Here is a 14,852-nt window from a genome sequence, read left to right as displayed (position 1 = left end):
GATGTTGACCACATCTGTAGATCCCTGCAAATTTTTCAGGTCGTTGGAAAGTGGGATCCCGTCTACCACATATAAAGGATCGATGCCTGCCGAGATGGAGTTGAGTCCTCTGATGCGCACGCTGATGCTACCACCGGGAGCACCGGTATTTTGCAGCACCTGTACACCGGGCACTTTACCGGCAATGGCCTGTTCGAAGCTGGTGACCGGCTGATCTTTCAGATCAGCAGCACGTACAGACGCCACGGCACCGGTAATTTCTTTCCGGCGTTGTACACCATATCCTACCACTACTACCTGGTTAAGGGAAGAAGTAGATTCCTTCAGGGTAATGTTTATCTGTTGTGGTTGCGCTTCGGATAAAGTAAGGCTCCCTACCAGTGCCGGTTCATAGCCGATAGAAGTAAACTGTACAGTGTAAGGACCGCCAACACCGAGGTTCGTGAAGCGGAAAGTACCGCTGCCATTGGTTTGTGTGGATGCAGTGGCGCCGGTGGTTTCATTTTTCACCACCACAGATACGCCCGGCACTCCCTGATGACGTTCATTCTGAACAGTACCGGTAACGCCTGCACGCTTTTCCTGCGCCAGCAGATATAAAGGCGTCAGTAAGGCCACGAGCAAAAATACGCTCCGCCATTTTTCTTTGAAAGACTGAAAGTAAAAAGAATCCATAGGTAATTTTTGAGGCCCCGCCCAGGCTGTTGCCATGCCTGCGAAAGAACAACCACACGGTGGATGCTCACTGATATACAAGGGCCAGTTGATAAAACTGTTTAAAGAACCAAAGACGGCTGAATTGCGATTTTAGATTTCCATTCAGCGTTAAAAGTACCAACAAGTTTTTAGTCTACCAAATTAATAGACTAATGTAAAGGAGTTATTTTTTTGTGGTAGATAAATTTACTTTGTCGGGAAGGAAATAACTTCACTTATTACATAGCCGGTAATAAACACGGAAATTTCAGTCAGGATAATCGGCTGCACTTATGGGTGTTCGATAATGAACACGCCCCCTTAAAAACGGACAACTATTCACCAAAATTTCTGTTTCTATACATTGATAATCAATACCGTGTAAATTGGCATTTGCTTGGCAAGTCCCCTTTCATAACATTATACACCATGTTTAAAAGTCAGCTCAAAATCGCGTGGCGGAGTTTTCAGAAAAACATCACACATAGTTTATTGAATCTTGCCGGGCTTACCATGGGTCTTACGGCTTGTTTCTTCATTGCGATTTATGTAACAGATGAATATAGCTACGATAAGTGGATTCCGCAGCACGCTGACGTATACAGGATTGCCGAGGAAGTAAAGACCCAGACGAACGAGGCGCTGAGGTTTTCCTCCACACCCGGCAACCTCCAGTCTGCGGTGATGGTTTACCCGCAGGTAGCAGCTGCTACCCGCATTTTTGACTACCTCAGTAATTCGGTGGTCAGCACCGGTACGCAGCAACAAATTCCCGAAAAAGCGGTGTATCTCGCAGACAGTAATTTACTGGAAGTACTCCCCTATCCTTTGTTGGCCGGCAATGTACGTACCGCCCTGAACGAAACGGATGGTATTGTACTGACAGCCGCCAAAGCAGAAAAATATTTTGGAAAGGAAAATAATGCCAGTAAATATCTCAATAAAATATTAACGGTTGGTGAAAAGCATTACCGGGTAACGGGTGTATTGAAAGATATTCCTTTCAACACTTATTTCCGGCCGGATTTTATTATTTCGGCAGTGTCCTTTCGTCACCTGGAGTGGTTCAAACGCAACAATGATAACTGGCATGGCACGGTAGTGCAAACATTTGTCAGGTTAAAACCGGGCATTGCTGCGGCCGCATTTGAAAAGCAGATCAGGTATCTCGCCTATCAATATGTAGGCGATCAGATTAAAGCTAACGGACAGGTATATACGTATTTTCTACAGTCACTGGCGGATCTGCACCTGCATTCGCATCTGCGTTACGAACTCAGTAAAACCGGCGATGCATATTACATGCGTGTGCTTTCTTTTGTGGCTTTATTTATCGTGTTGATTGCAGGGATCAATTTCGTGAATCTGGCCACTGCCAAGGCCACTACCAGGGCTAAAGAAGTAGGTGTCAGAAAAGTTATCGGCGCCAAACGTTCCCAACTCATATTGCAGTTTATGATAGAAGCCGTCACCATGAGCAGCATCGCGTTCCTGCTGTCTATATTACTGGTGGTAGTGTTTCTTCCTTCGTTTAATCATATTGCAGATAAAAACTTTACGCCGGGTATCTTATTACAGCCGGGCATGATCGCGGCGGGATTGGGCATCAGCCTTTTGATTGGATTACTGGCAGGGATCTATCCGGCCATTGTACTCTCCGGATTTAATCCTTCCCGGATGATGCAGCGAAGCGGGGTACAAATGAAAACCCATTTCCTGCGGAACGCGCTGGTGGTAACGCAGTTCTCTATCTCCATACTGTTGATCATTGCCACTATCGTTGTTTATAAGCAGCTGCAGTACATGAAAAACTACGATCTGGGTTTTGATCAGTCGCAGGTGTTGGTGATTCCGATCAACGGTGAGGCGCACAAAAACGTGAAAGCGCTGATCGATAAGTTTAAGGGGAAGGCAGATGTATTGTCTGTTACCGCGTCTGGGAATGTGCCCGGGCAGGAGTTCGGCAACAACCTGTTACGGCTCAAAAGTGATCCTGCTAAAAAAACGGATACACGGTTACTGTCTGCCGACGACCAGTTTTTCCGCACCTATAACATCAAACTGTTGGCGGGCCGTTTGTGCAACATGGCACCAGATACCTCTCAGAAAAGCGGCGATATCATGATCAATGAAGCAGCGCTGCCTTTCTTTGGCTGGAAAAAGCCGGAAGATGCGCTGGGTCAGGAATTCGATTGGGGCTGGGGTACGGTATGCGGTGTATACAAAGATTTTCATTTCAATTCGTTGCAGCGTGGTGTAACGCCCATGGCTATATTTTATAATCCCGATTGGCTGAATTATATCAGTCTGAAAATAAATACCCGTCGTGCGGAAGCTACCGTGGCTAATCTTGGTAAAGACTGGCAGACCATTGTTCCGTCTATGTCGTTCGATTATTTTTTCCAGGACGAAGCATTTAACCGGCAATACCGGGAAGAACAACGACTCGGTGAGCTCTTTATGCTATTCTCTGTTTTTGCCATTGCTATTGCCTGTCTGGGGTTATTCGGGCTCGTTTCTTTCACTGCGGCGCAACGCACCAAGGAGATTGGAATCCGGAAAGTATTGGGCGCCAGCATCACGGGTATTGTACAACTGTTATCAAAAGATTTTCTAAAGCTGGTGGTTATCTCTGCCACGATCGCGTTCCCACTGGCATGGTGGGCTATGAGCAGCTGGTTGCAGGACTTCGCCTATCGTGTTCCGTTAAGTGTATGGGTGTTTATTATAGCGGGTGGCGGTGCATTGCTGGTAGCCCTGATCACCGTGAGTTTCCAGGCGATTAAAGCTGCCATGGCTAACCCGGTGAATAGTTTAAAGTCAGAATAATGGATGACGTTCGTCAGCAAAGTGCTTTGCTGACGAACGTATCACTGATCCGCCGTTATGAAACAGCGGATGCGGGCTACTTCGTAAAAAAGATAACGTCTTCCCCACCCGGTTCTGCGTCTGACAGCTCTTCTTCCCAGCCGGGAGACAGCTTGAATATATTATGCAACCCACCCAGGAGTTCCAGCCAGCCGCTCATTTCATCGGATACTTCCAACGTTTCACCGTCGGCCGCTTCGAATACGAGGAAGGTAGCTTCTCCCGGATACGCATATACTTTATAGCCTGAAATACGGACCACATCTTCCCAGGAAAGGGTATCATCAATGTCCTCATCATATTTCACGGCAAGTCCTGATTCATCAAATTCTATGTCCATATTGCGAAGGTATTAATTTTATAGACATCACTTTAGCGATAGCGCTACTTTAAACAAGCGACTTTCTCCCCCATCATTGTCAGATACCAGGTGCAACACCAACGTATCTTCTGTGATGCGCTCCACACAAATGCCCTCTATCTTTTCCATTTTAAACACGGCATCTGCAGCGGCCAGGTTCAGCCATCCATCTATTGCCAGTGTAGTGTGGGTAAGCTTTTGGGAGATATCTGTTATCCATCCGATATAGCTGTCGCCGATGGCGCCGTCGTCATAGGCATTTGTCGTAGCCTCTGATGATAAGGTGCAGAGCAACCAATCTTTTTCGGGCACATAACACAGTTCAGATACGCCTGCAAATGCCCCCGTAGGCGTTAGTAACGTTAACGGCAGTACGGAAAACGGCGGAAGCTGTTCGGATTCCCAAAAACCATTGGCGATAAGAATCAGCTGATTCACCGGATAGGCATCATTGCCGCGGTTACTGAGTAACAGCGTGTTTCCGATAACGGTGGCGCCTTCTATGTTCAACTCACGGATACCTGTTGCCAGCAGTTGCGGGACGAATGTATCAGGATAATTGATTCGTTGCAGGTGGGTGCTCAACGGTGTTGCACTAACAACCGCCGGATTATTCGACGGCGCTGTGGTTGCTCCTTCCACCTCAAGTGGTACCAACAGCAGCTGACGACGCTTCTCTGTAGCGAGCGAACCCGAAGCCAGCAGGTAAGACGCTCCCCGCCACCGGATCAGCGCAGACGCTTCAAAGTCCGGCTTTTCTGTTTTAGCCATCCGGGGGCCGGGAGCATCCGCTATCGGAATACTTTTAACTACGCGATAGTTGCTATCCAGCACCAGGATGCAGGTGGCATCATCCCCAATGAGGTAAAGCTTTCCATCGAAATACTCCACTGCAGAGGCAGAAGGAAAATCATGTAGTAGTAAAGTGCGTAGTAGCGTAATCCCTGCTTTCATGCGATGTATGTTGGTGTAAAGCTCTGTTTTTTCATACAAAAAGGGTATGCCATAGGCTTCCTTTAACAACGGCCCTCACCAACTTTATTTTAATTTGCTGACAACTGATTTGATAGACTTGGCCCAGAAAACGCCCAGTTCCGCCGCTCCCTGTTCGTTTGGATGCAACTGAAAGGTACCTGCTTTACCGTGCTCCTGGATAAATAGTTCAGGATGCTTCTCAAAGTATTTAAATCCGCCGGTGTAACCGGTATACACCTGTTTGGGATGCGTGCTGCGATAGCTGGCCACAATACTGTTTAACACCGGGAAATAAGATTGCAACCTTGCCAGTCCTTCTGCGAGATAGCGGGAACTGTTCTGTGTATTAGGGCTGTACCAGGTAGGATGGTGTAAAATGATGATGCAGCCGGGATAGTCTTTCAACAGGCGATCCAGGATTGTTGTTACGTTGACTTTATAATTTTCCGGAGATACAGGGGAACCATTGGGGCCCTCTATGGCGCTGTCGTTGGTGCCAAGTACCATAGAAAATACCAGCGTAGCATCTTTATCGCTTTTAAAAACATCCGCTGCCTTTATAACGTTGTTGAATAAACGATTAGTGGCAGGCAGGAAATCAACCGTCGTGGAACCACTTATCCCCTGATTGCTGTAATTGACTACGGCATCTGGCATGGCTTGTTTCAGCCACTCCCAGGCTTTTACAGGCGGGGCATCCTGCAGTGGATGTGCCAGGCCGCCACCTTGCGTAATACTGTTTCCGATAAAAACGATGTTCAGTTTTTTTGATTGTGCCATGGCTGTAATGCCCGACAGCAGGCAAAATAAGCAAAGGGCACCAGAGATTCTTTTCATCATGAGTGTAAGCATTGAATCGTGTAAAATAATATGTTCAGCGGATAATTATGCATTTTTTATACGAACCTGTCTCTCTAAAAAAAAATTATGTAACCAAATGGTTACTTATATTTGTAACTGAAAGGTTACATAACTTAAAAACAGCTCACTTGAGAAGAGACGTATTTCAGGCCATAGCAGATCCAACCCGGCGGCAGATCATTGGTTTACTGGCCAATGCCCAACTGAACCTCAATAGTATTGCCGATAACTTTGAGATCAGCCGCCCGGCCATTTCCAAACATATCCGGATCCTGACCGAATGCGGACTGGTGACGATTAAGCAGGAAGGCAGGGAACGTTATTGCAGCGCCGATTTGAAACAGTTAAAAGCGGTAGCCGACTGGACAGCACAGTATCATGTTTTCTGGGAAGAGAAACCGCATGAGCCGGCACCTCCTCCGGTCAAAACACAACGGCCAAGGAGGAAAAAGCAATCGGAGTGATCCTCCTTAGGTATTGTGCCGACAAACAGGAATGATTTTAGTGGAACCCGTCATTAGGTAACGGCGACTACAAACAGTGCAAGTTTTCCTGTTGCCGGAAGTGCAAAAAATCATCAACATAAAATCATCATTTATGAATACCCATCCACTCGTTGTTGAACGTACCATGAATGCACCAGTGCAATCAGTGTGGGAGGCCCTCACAGACAATGAAAAATTAAAGCAATGGTATTTCCCGCTAACAACCTTTGAAGCTACGCCTGGTTTTGAATTTAGTTTTAAAGCAGGAAAAGAAGGAGAAGAATATCTTCACCACTGCAAAGTAACCGCGGTTGAGCCGCTTAAAAAGCTCGCCTACAGCTGGCGATATGATGGTTATGCCGGTGACTCTGAAGTTACCTGGGAACTATTTCGGGAGGGCGATAAAACAAGGTTGAGAATAACGCATAGTGGTTTGGATACCTTCCCCCTGGAGGAGGCATTTGCGGTGGAACGCTTTTCAGAAGGCTGGAATTATATTTTGGGTACTTCTCTGAAGGATTTCCTGGCGAAATAAGGAGGAAAGCATTACGAATTGCTGCATGGCGCCTGCCACTCATTCGTACTGCTTATCCCTTCACCGTTACCAGCAAGGGCGATTCAAACATGCTCACCGGAGAAATTATTTTTTCGTCTAACGGAATATGGTCTCCATAAATTTCTTTCATCTGTTGCTTTACTGCAGGGCTGCTCAGATCAAACTCTTTCAGGGTTTGCAGCTTCCCTACTTCCAGGCCGGTAGCTGCTTTATAAATTTTCCATACCAGCTCTGAACAGTAAATCCGTTCATCTGACCAGCCAAAATAAAAATCATAATCTTTCCCATTGAAGGGTGTGCCGGCTGCTTTCATTTTAGTAATCACTGCCGGTGTAAGCACGTTGGCAGCGTCTTTCAGCCGCTTAATCACGCAATGCCCGTTCTTCCCCCGGCTGATCCATTGTTGCAGTGGCGTATATCTTACCGGTTGCAGCGCCTCATATACATACCATTGGTCATCATCTCTTTTAAAAATTATTCCGCAATGACTATATTTGGAATGTGTTGCCAATTGAATGGCCGTACTTAATCCAGATTCAGATACCTGAAAAATAATATCGCCTTCCTCTACATCCGGAACGGCAACTATCATTTTCTTTGTGAATGAATGGCCGGAAATAAAAGTACGTGCCCCCAGTAATGAACCCGCGATAACCAGTACCAGCAGCATCGTGATACCCGTTTTTCTAAAAATTGACATACCCGGAAATTTCAGTAAAAATAAATGCTATTATCAATAAGCCAGAAAAAATGAATAATATACTTATCGTGCCCGCCATCACTGCGGAGGTAGAACTATTGCAAAACATAGCCCGACAAACATTCCAGGAAAGCTTCGCTGCGGATAATACGCCGGAAAATATGCGGCATTACCTGCAGGAGAATCTCAGTATTACCAAGCTATCCTCCGAAATGAGCAATCCCGATTCCGAATTCTTCTTTGCCATGTTAAAAACCCAGCCTGTGGGTTACATGAAACTGAATTTCAAATCGGCACAATCGGAAGTCTTCAACAGCAAAGCGGTAGAACTGGAACGCATATACGTACTAAAATCTCACCAGGGACAAAAAATAGGTCAGCTGCTGTTCAACCATGCCATCAGTGCAGCGCAGGACGTAAAAGCGCCGTTCCTGTGGCTCGGCGTGTGGGAACATAATACCAAAGCCATTGGCTTCTACAAAAAGAACGGGTTTTCCGAATTTGATAAACATGCCTTTATGCTCGGTGATGAAAAACAAACAGATATTCTCATGCGACTGGATTTACCATTGCCTAAAGCACAATAGGAAATATTTGGTTATATTTGCGCCCCCCTTTCTCACTTAAAGCGCAACCCATGACCCATTTTCCGGTTTCCAATTCCCAGCTGTCGCCGTCGCACCTGGCCCTGTATCTGTCATCGCAGTATGATATGGCGCCAGGCGCAGACTGCCACCTGATCAAAGCAGGTATCAATGATACTTATCTTGTAAGCACCGCTACCGGCAAATACGTTTTCCGCGTATACAGCCTTAACTGGAGAACCCAAACCGACATGGAGGAAGAAATCCGGCTGCTGCAATTACTGAAAGATCATGCACTCCCCGTGTCCTGGGCGGTGGCAGATAAAAACGGCGCGTACATTCAAACTTTCCATGCGCCGGAGGGAGACCGTTACGGCGTATTATTCACTTATGCCGCCGGAGAAAAGTTACCCTTATACGCCAATGAAGTTCACTTCAAAATAGGCGCCACCATGGCCCGTATTCACCAGCTTACCCAAAATTTACCGCTGAACAGAATCACTTATACGCCCACCAACCTGCTGGAAGAATCACTGGCTTATATCCAACCATTTCTCAGCGCTGATACAGCAGAATGGGAATTTCTGGTGAACGCTCAACAGTACCTCCTGAAAGAGCTCCGGAATGCAGATACCAGCGCTATCAGGCAAGGTGTGGTGCACCTGGACATCTGGTTTGATAATATGAATATCAACGAGCAGGGAGATATCACCATTTTTGATTTCGACTTCTGTGGTAATGGCTGGCAATGTCTGGATATCGCTTATTACATTTTACAGCAGCACAGCGTGCTGCGGGAAATGGATGTGTGTCAGGAAAAGATGGATGCTTTCCTGGACGGCTATACATCTGTAATGCCCATCTCTGCGGAAGAAAAACGTTTATTGCCTGCGTTGGGTGTCACCCTGTATTTCTTCTACCTGGGTATTCAATCAAAACGTTATCACAACTGGTCTAACTCGTTTTTAAATGAAGCCTATCTCAAAAGATATATTAACATCCTGGTAAAACGGTATTATGATTTATACCTGCCGGCAACATCAGCGGTAAATCCATAGCAGTATGGGGCGGGAAGCTTTATCCAGATAAGGTTCCAGGGTAGCGAAATAATCAGGATTCAGCATAGGGCAACCATCACTGCGTACAATGCCTTCCAGTTGGGGTTTGAGTGGTACACTGGGATAACTATGCAATACCACAAAACGATTAAACGCATTGCTGTTGGTGCTATCCAGTCCATATAACTTATAGGCCGTTCCAAACCGGCCACTATACTTACCGCCTATACGATATTTACCAGGGGAAGAACAGCGGCTGCCGCAGACATTGGAAAACACCATTCTTTCGGCCCTGACATCAGGCCCCTGTCCATGCGACACCAACCCGGTACTAATGATTTTATGCTGTTGCAAATCATAGCACACAAATCTTCTAGCACCTGAAAATACGTTGAAGTCTGCCAGAAAAGCATAGCGGGTATTATAACCATGTGCTGTGGCATATTGCTGCAGCTGGTCTGCTTTACGGCGCAGTATTACGGGATCTGGCGCCATCACCAACGAAGGCGTGGACACCACCGCTACCGGGGGCTTGGGAACTTTTTTGTTATCGTTACAGGCAAGCATACAGGCGGCCAACAACCCTATGCTTAATGCTTTTTTGAGTGCCATACTCTACAGATGCAACGACCTGTATTTTCCATATGCCTCCGCAAAAATTTGCGAAGGCATATGCGTTATTCCCAGATATCTGTAATGTGAATGAGGATAGAATAACGGCCGGTAGTGGGGTAATGTGCAATGTTCAACTGCGTTTCATCAAAAGGCTGCGGCAATTTACCGGCGTATTGCAGATAGAGTTCCTGCACCACCGCAATGGCTTCTTCTTTATTTTCCACCACCCATGATTTGGCGGTTTTATGATTGTCGAACAGTTGGTTGAACGCCTTCCTGCTGGTTTCTGTCTGCTCAAAAGGCACTACTTTCAACGTCCACACCTCTCCTATCTTCTCCGGTTGCACGGGAGTATCCAGGTTAATCTTAAACCTTTCCAAACCTGCAGGGTCCAGGGCACGCATAATATCCATCGCAACTGACATACTCTTATTTTTAGTTTCAAAACGCAATATTACGACTTCCCCTAAAATTCTGACGGCTATTCCCCTCCTTTTACTTTCATCTTCAGCATATAAAGACCTTTGCCGGCCGTAATAAACAGGATGTTATTGTCTTTCCCGCCAAAGCATGCATTGGCCGTCCATCCTTCCGGGATGGGGATATGGCCTGTTTGCTGCCCTTCTTTATTCACCACGGTAATACCATTGCCGCAGAGGTATAAATTTCCTTCACTGTCCAATGCCAGGCCGTCAGTAGTTTTGGAGGCCATTAAATGCTGCCCGCTTAAAGTGCCATCTTTATTCACGTCATAACGGTACACTTTACCACCATTGATATCTGCTACATACACCTGTTTACCATCGCGGGTACCGATGATGCCATTGGGTTTTACGATATCTTCCGCGGCAATCACGGGCATTTTAGCACCCGGCGCCAGGTAGTACACGCTTTCTTCTTTTATATCCGGTTGTTTACGATCCCAGTAGTCACGCTGATAGTAAGGATCTGTAAAATAGATGCCGCCATTGGGCGCTACCCAAACATCATTGGGTCCGTTGAGCCGGTGTCCCCCGAAATTATTTACCAGTATTTTTATTTTTCCTTTGGGAGAGATGGACCACAATTCGTCTTTCTCATCTGCGCAGGCTATGATATTGCCTTTGGCATCCAGGTACAATCCGTTGGCGCGCCCCGATTTTTCCAGGAACACCGACAATTGTCCCTTGGTGTCATATTTCCAGATTTTATCATTGGGCTGATCTGTAAAATAGACGTTCCCTTTTTTATCGGCCACCGGCCCTTCTGTAAATGCAAATTGTTTTGAAAGCAGCTCTGCGCGGGCATTATCAGCCACTGTGGGCGGAAGCGAATCCTGTGCCATGGCGGGGATACTCCCCATAAACAATAGTAACGTGGAATAAAATCTCAATCGCATAATGATTCATCAATTTCTACAATTGTAATAATTATGCCGGAGAAATTTTACTAAATATTTGGGGGTACAGGTTGAAACGCTAAAGTCTACCCCATAAATGCTGATACAATTCACCAGATCCTGTAAAGCGGGATGTGGCTTATACACTTTCGATTTCATGGGTATGTTCGGCTATGGCGTTCAGTGCTCCTCCTTCCTAATGAACAAATATATATAAATATTAAAAAAGTCAACTATTGCTACCGATTTACGTTATCTTTTACGGATTAAACTGATTTTATATTTAAGATGAGAATTGCAATAACAGGCGCATCTGGCTATATAGGTACTGTATTGACTCCTTTATTGCTCTCCCGCGGGCACTCACTGCGGCTGCTCACCCGTAAAGCCCCGCCGGCGAATCCACCGGAAAACATCGAATTCGTACATGGGCACCTGTTGGACAACGACAGTTTACAGGCGCTGGTGACGGAGGCGGATGTGGTGATACATCTGGCGGCGGTCATTTCCGTAGATGATACACCCGATGAAAATCTTTTCCTGGTGAACACGGGCGGTACGCGGCTCCTGGCGGCTGCAGCCCTGCAGGCTGGCGTGAAAAGGTTTATCCATCTTAGCTCTGTCGCCGCTTTTAACCAGGCTCCGTACGACGAACGAATGGATGAAAGCCGGGGAGTGGCCACCGACGTACAGCATAGCTATGATCATTCCAAAGCGGTCTCACAGGCCATCGCGCTGGAGTACAATGGCAACGGCATGGAAGTGATTGTATTGGCGCCTTCCGCCGTGATGGGGCCCTTTGATCAGCAACCTTCGCTGATAGGCAAAGCCATCGTGAATATTTACAACGGGAAAATCCCGGCGCTGTTTCCAGGTGGTGTTGATTTTGTAGACGTAAGAGATGTGGCCGGCGCCATTGTTAATGCGATCAGCATGGGCACACCCGGCAAAGCCTACCTCCTCAGCGGGGAATGGGCTTCACTGGTGACGCTCAGTAAAGAAACCGGCCGCATAAAAGGTAAAAGCATATCGCTGCCGGTAGTACCTTTGTGGCTCGTATTCATGATGCTGCCATTGATGAGAATGCTGGCTACCCTCCGGGGTGGACCTCCTTTTTATACGAGGCAGTCTGTATACAACCTGATTTACAGCAATAAAAAAATTGACCATGCAAAAGCCACGGCGGAGCTACAGTTCCGGCCCCGTGCTTTTACAACCACTTTACAGGATACGATCGACTGGTTTAAACAAACAGGTGTTATCAAATGATTGATTATTTACCATTGAGAGGATATGTAGTTTTTATTTGCTGTTGGGCAGCTACCGGTATTGGCGCCGGATTATACCTCTTACGCAGGGAAGCGCCGTATGGTCGCTTCAGCAATGAACAATGGGGGCCCATGATCAGCAACAAAATTGGCTGGTTGCTGATGGAAGCCACCGTGCTGGTTTCTTTTTTTACCTGGATACCCTTTAAAACTTTTAACTGGCGGAGTCCTGCCGGTGTAATGATTGGGCTGTTTCTGCTGCATTACCTGCACCGCAGTTTCGTATATCCGTTCATGATACGCACCAAAGGTAAAAAGATGCCGGTGGTGATTATGTTATCTGCTATGTTGTTTAATACCGTGAACGGCTCCCTGCTGGGCATCTGGTTTGCCGCCTTCGGGCATTATCCGGACAACTGGTACAGCAGTCCGGCTTTTATAGTGGGGATTGTACTTTTTCTGTCGGGTATGTACATCAACTGGAAAGCCGATTACCAGCTGATACAGTTAAGAAAAAAAACGGAGACGGGTTACAAGATCCCGTCCAGCCGTCTTTTTAAATACATCTCCTCTCCTAACCTGGCGGGTGAAATCATGGAATGGGGCGGTTATGCGTTGCTCACCTGGAGTTTGCCGGCGCTGGCGTTCTTTATATGGACCTGCGCCAATCTTATACCCCGTGCACTGGCGAATCATCGCTGGTACCGGCAGCAGTTTCCGGAATACCCGGAAAACCGTAAAGCATTATTACCTTTTACCTGGTAACCTTAAAGCGTAGCGTATGTCAAAAAAATACAGTCAGCTTAAAGCAGCATTGGTATTGGCAAGGGCGAGTTTGATTGCTACCGTCCGCAGTCCTACGTCTGTCGTATTTGCGTTATTATTCCCGATCATTTTTGTGACGGTATTTGGCGCCATGGTAGACAATACTGCGGTGAAGGTAAAAATAGTATTGTCGCCCCACAGCGATACCAGCAGCCCGATGTATGCGGCGGTAAAAGCCATCCGCATCTTTGATCTTTCTTACGGCAAGGATTCTGCCGCCATGCTGGGTGAGTTAAAAAAGGGTAGAATTGCGGGCATCTTATACCTGCATCCGCCAACAGTAACCAATGGGGTACCTTATTTTGGTACCGACCTGCTGGGCAGCAGTGCCGTGGCCGATAAGCTGCCACTGATACAGGCCGCCTTGCAGGAAGCCGCCTCGCAGGTAAACCGGAAAGTATTACCGAATCAACCGGTGGCAGCCAGTATCAAAATGGTACATATACCGGGCAGGGTATACCGGCAGATTGATTTTATTTTACCGGGACAACTGGGTTTTTCTTTACTGATGGCCGGCGTTTTCAGCTCTGCCTTCCTGTTATTTAATCTCCGGAATACCCTCGTACTGAAACGCATATACGTTACTCCGATCAAACGCTCTTTTTTGTTGCTGGGTGAGATGATCAGCCGGCTGTTGTTCCAGATCCTTTGCTTTATCATCATTACGGCACTGGGATATTATGTGTTCGATTTCACGCTGGTCAATGGCCTGATTACCTTCCTGGAAATGTTGCTGCTATCGGTGTTTGGGCTGGTCATCTTCATGGGCATCGGCTTTATTATCAGTGGCCTGATCCGTAATGAAAGTTCTATTGCGCCGGTAGCGAATACCCTCACGGTACCACAGGTGCTGTTATGCGGGTTATTTTTTCCGATAGACAACTACCCGGTGTGGCTGCGCACTTTCTGCGAAATGCTGCCCCTCACGTTCTTTGTAGATGGGCTCCGCAAAATAGCATTTGAGGGTTTGCATATCTGGCAAATACCGGTGCAGCTGCTGGGGCTCATCGTTTGGGCCACCATAATTGCCATACTTTCGGTGCGACTATTCAGGTGGGAATAAATATGTCGCAATTGCCCCTATGATTGTCTTACCCCGCCTCCATCCGTTTGCCGGGAGGTGGATACCTTTGAGGCATTAACAGTCAATCATAAAAAACAATTTATCATGGCAGCAGTGAATCCTTATCTAACTTTTGATGGCACCTGTGAGGTAGCTTTTAATCTCTATAAAAAAGCCTTTGGTGGCGAGTTCCTGATGATTTCCCGGTTTGGTGATATGCCTGCCGGTGATGGCAGTCCGGAACAATGTGGCCCGGCCGACAAAGACAAGATTATGCACGTGGCATTGCCAATTGGTAAAAACACGATTTTAATGGGCAGCGACGGTCCTGGTAATATCCCCATCACCGCGGGCAACCAGTTTTCCGTAGCTATCCAGGCGGATAGTGAAGCAGAAGCTGATCACCTGTTCAACAGTTTATCTGCCGGTGGCCAGGTATTCATGCCTATGGGCAAAGCACCATGGGGCGCTTATTTCGGCATGTTTGCAGATCAATTCGGCATACAATGGCTGATCAATTTTGATTACGCACAACAAAGCTAATTCCACTCATTTTTTT

The 14,852-nt window shown here is 46.8% G+C and carries 17 protein-coding genes; 9 read left to right on the top strand and 8 right to left on the bottom strand.

Features of this window, described 5'->3' with window-relative positions; translation table 11 throughout:
- On the bottom strand, positions 1-675 hold a 675-nt coding region (locus tag VIP81_RS09275; protein WP_331958872.1), incomplete at its 3' end, for a carboxypeptidase regulatory-like domain-containing protein.
- Between the two features lie 450 nt (positions 676-1,125).
- Between VIP81_RS09275 and VIP81_RS09270 the strand changes: the two genes are divergently transcribed.
- Entirely contained in the window at positions 1,126-3,525 is a 2,400-nt protein-coding gene (locus VIP81_RS09270) for an ABC transporter permease (RefSeq protein WP_331958869.1), read from the top strand.
- A 76-nt stretch (positions 3,526-3,601) separates the two neighbouring features.
- Here VIP81_RS09270 and VIP81_RS09265 read toward each other — a convergent pair whose 3' ends face one another.
- From VIP81_RS09265 to VIP81_RS09255, 3 genes are all read right to left on the bottom strand, one after another.
- On the bottom strand, positions 3,602-3,904 hold the full coding sequence (locus VIP81_RS09265) for a hypothetical protein (protein WP_331958866.1): 303 nt from the start codon (positions 3,902-3,904) through the stop codon (positions 3,602-3,604).
- Between the two features lie 27 nt (positions 3,905-3,931).
- Positions 3,932-4,879 (bottom strand): DUF6929 family protein, encoded by a 948-nt coding sequence (locus VIP81_RS09260; protein WP_331958863.1) that lies wholly within the window; start codon positions 4,877-4,879, stop codon positions 3,932-3,934.
- Positions 4,880-4,963: 84 nt separating this feature from the next.
- Positions 4,964-5,740, bottom strand: coding sequence for a GDSL-type esterase/lipase family protein (locus VIP81_RS09255; RefSeq protein ID WP_331958860.1), 777 nt, complete (start codon positions 5,738-5,740; stop codon positions 4,964-4,966).
- Positions 5,741-5,889: 149 nt separating this feature from the next.
- Between VIP81_RS09255 and VIP81_RS09250 the strand changes: the two genes are divergently transcribed.
- Both VIP81_RS09250 and VIP81_RS09245 read left to right on the top strand, forming a co-directional pair.
- A complete protein-coding gene (locus VIP81_RS09250) occupies positions 5,890-6,225 on the top strand; it encodes a metalloregulator ArsR/SmtB family transcription factor (RefSeq protein ID WP_331958857.1) in 336 nt (111 codons plus the stop codon).
- A 133-nt stretch (positions 6,226-6,358) separates the two neighbouring features.
- Positions 6,359-6,781, top strand: coding sequence for an SRPBCC domain-containing protein (locus VIP81_RS09245; protein WP_331958854.1), 423 nt, complete (start codon positions 6,359-6,361; stop codon positions 6,779-6,781).
- A 52-nt stretch (positions 6,782-6,833) separates the two neighbouring features.
- Here the strand turns inward: VIP81_RS09245 and VIP81_RS09240 are convergent, their stop codons facing one another.
- Positions 6,834-7,502, bottom strand: a complete 669-nt coding sequence (locus tag VIP81_RS09240) for a YiiX family permuted papain-like enzyme (RefSeq protein WP_331958851.1) — start codon at positions 7,500-7,502, stop codon at positions 6,834-6,836.
- A 50-nt stretch (positions 7,503-7,552) separates the two neighbouring features.
- On the opposite strand from VIP81_RS09240, the gene VIP81_RS09235 reads away from it, so the two are divergent.
- Positions 7,553-8,089 carry a GNAT family N-acetyltransferase gene (locus VIP81_RS09235; RefSeq protein ID WP_331958848.1) on the top strand — a complete coding sequence of 179 codons (537 nt, stop codon included), beginning with the start codon at positions 7,553-7,555 and terminating at the stop codon, positions 8,087-8,089.
- 50 nt (positions 8,090-8,139) lie between these two features.
- A complete protein-coding gene (locus VIP81_RS09230) occupies positions 8,140-9,144 on the top strand; it encodes a phosphotransferase (RefSeq protein WP_331958845.1) in 1,005 nt (334 codons plus the stop codon).
- Here the strand turns inward: VIP81_RS09230 and VIP81_RS09225 are convergent.
- From VIP81_RS09225 to VIP81_RS09215, 3 genes are all read right to left on the bottom strand, one after another.
- Positions 9,127-9,756, bottom strand: coding sequence for a murein L,D-transpeptidase catalytic domain-containing protein (locus VIP81_RS09225; RefSeq protein WP_331958842.1), 630 nt, complete (start codon positions 9,754-9,756; stop codon positions 9,127-9,129). The genes VIP81_RS09230 and VIP81_RS09225 overlap by 18 nt on opposite strands.
- A 65-nt stretch (positions 9,757-9,821) precedes the next feature.
- Positions 9,822-10,184 (bottom strand): hypothetical protein, encoded by a 363-nt coding sequence (locus VIP81_RS09220; RefSeq protein ID WP_331958839.1) that lies wholly within the window; start codon positions 10,182-10,184, stop codon positions 9,822-9,824.
- 56 nt (positions 10,185-10,240) lie between these two features.
- The gene (locus VIP81_RS09215) at positions 10,241-11,137 is read right to left on the bottom strand and encodes an SMP-30/gluconolactonase/LRE family protein (protein WP_331958836.1); all 897 of its coding nucleotides are present in this window, start codon (positions 11,135-11,137) and stop codon (positions 10,241-10,243) included.
- 288 nt (positions 11,138-11,425) lie between these two features.
- On the opposite strand from VIP81_RS09215, the gene VIP81_RS09210 reads away from it, so the two are divergent.
- From VIP81_RS09210 to VIP81_RS09195, 4 genes are all read left to right on the top strand, one after another.
- A complete protein-coding gene (locus tag VIP81_RS09210; protein ID WP_331958833.1) occupies positions 11,426-12,406 on the top strand; it encodes an NAD-dependent epimerase/dehydratase family protein in 981 nt (326 codons plus the stop codon).
- The gene (locus VIP81_RS09205) at positions 12,403-13,170 is read left to right on the top strand and encodes a DUF1295 domain-containing protein (protein ID WP_331958830.1); all 768 of its coding nucleotides are present in this window, start codon (positions 12,403-12,405) and stop codon (positions 13,168-13,170) included. The genes VIP81_RS09210 and VIP81_RS09205 overlap by 4 nt, the downstream gene beginning before the upstream one ends.
- Before the next feature lie 16 nt (positions 13,171-13,186).
- Entirely contained in the window at positions 13,187-14,293 is a 1,107-nt protein-coding gene (locus VIP81_RS09200; protein WP_331958827.1) for an ABC transporter permease, read from the top strand.
- Positions 14,294-14,398: 105 nt separating this feature from the next.
- Entirely contained in the window at positions 14,399-14,836 is a 438-nt protein-coding gene (locus tag VIP81_RS09195; protein WP_331958824.1) for a VOC family protein, read from the top strand.
- Positions 14,837-14,852: the final 16 nt, after the last annotated feature.

It is taken from the genome of Chitinophaga sp. (assembly GCF_036566945.1).
Lineage (GTDB): Bacteria > Bacteroidota > Bacteroidia > Chitinophagales > Chitinophagaceae > Chitinophaga.
Note: the sequence above shows the minus strand (reverse complement) of the source record. Positions and strands in the feature narration are given on the sequence as shown.

Bases quoted from the DNA above. Each gene is read 5' to 3' on its own strand.
- VIP81_RS09270 (WP_331958869.1), top strand. From the start codon at position 1,126: ATGTTTAAAAGTCAGCTCAAAATCGCGTGGCGGAGTTTTCAGAAAAAC.
- VIP81_RS09225 (WP_331958842.1), bottom strand. From the start codon at position 9,756: ATGGCACTCAAAAAAGCATTAAGCATAGGGTTGTTGGCCGCCTGTATG.
- VIP81_RS09265 (WP_331958866.1), bottom strand. From the start codon at position 3,904: ATGGACATAGAATTTGATGAATCAGGACTTGCCGTGAAATATGATGAG.
- VIP81_RS09260 (WP_331958863.1), bottom strand. From the start codon at position 4,879: ATGAAAGCAGGGATTACGCTACTACGCACTTTACTACTACATGATTTT.
- VIP81_RS09235 (WP_331958848.1), top strand. From the start codon at position 7,553: ATGAATAATATACTTATCGTGCCCGCCATCACTGCGGAGGTAGAACTA.
- VIP81_RS09215 (WP_331958836.1), bottom strand. From the start codon at position 11,137: ATGCGATTGAGATTTTATTCCACGTTACTATTGTTTATGGGGAGTATC.
- VIP81_RS09220 (WP_331958839.1), bottom strand. From the start codon at position 10,184: ATGTCAGTTGCGATGGATATTATGCGTGCCCTGGACCCTGCAGGTTTG.
- VIP81_RS09200 (WP_331958827.1), top strand. From the start codon at position 13,187: ATGTCAAAAAAATACAGTCAGCTTAAAGCAGCATTGGTATTGGCAAGG.
- VIP81_RS09245 (WP_331958854.1), top strand. From the start codon at position 6,359: ATGAATACCCATCCACTCGTTGTTGAACGTACCATGAATGCACCAGTG.
- VIP81_RS09195 (WP_331958824.1), top strand. From the start codon at position 14,399: ATGGCAGCAGTGAATCCTTATCTAACTTTTGATGGCACCTGTGAGGTA.
- VIP81_RS09210 (WP_331958833.1), top strand. From the start codon at position 11,426: ATGAGAATTGCAATAACAGGCGCATCTGGCTATATAGGTACTGTATTG.
- VIP81_RS09205 (WP_331958830.1), top strand. From the start codon at position 12,403: ATGATTGATTATTTACCATTGAGAGGATATGTAGTTTTTATTTGCTGT.
- VIP81_RS09240 (WP_331958851.1), bottom strand. From the start codon at position 7,502: ATGTCAATTTTTAGAAAAACGGGTATCACGATGCTGCTGGTACTGGTT.
- VIP81_RS09255 (WP_331958860.1), bottom strand. From the start codon at position 5,740: ATGATGAAAAGAATCTCTGGTGCCCTTTGCTTATTTTGCCTGCTGTCG.
- VIP81_RS09230 (WP_331958845.1), top strand. From the start codon at position 8,140: ATGACCCATTTTCCGGTTTCCAATTCCCAGCTGTCGCCGTCGCACCTG.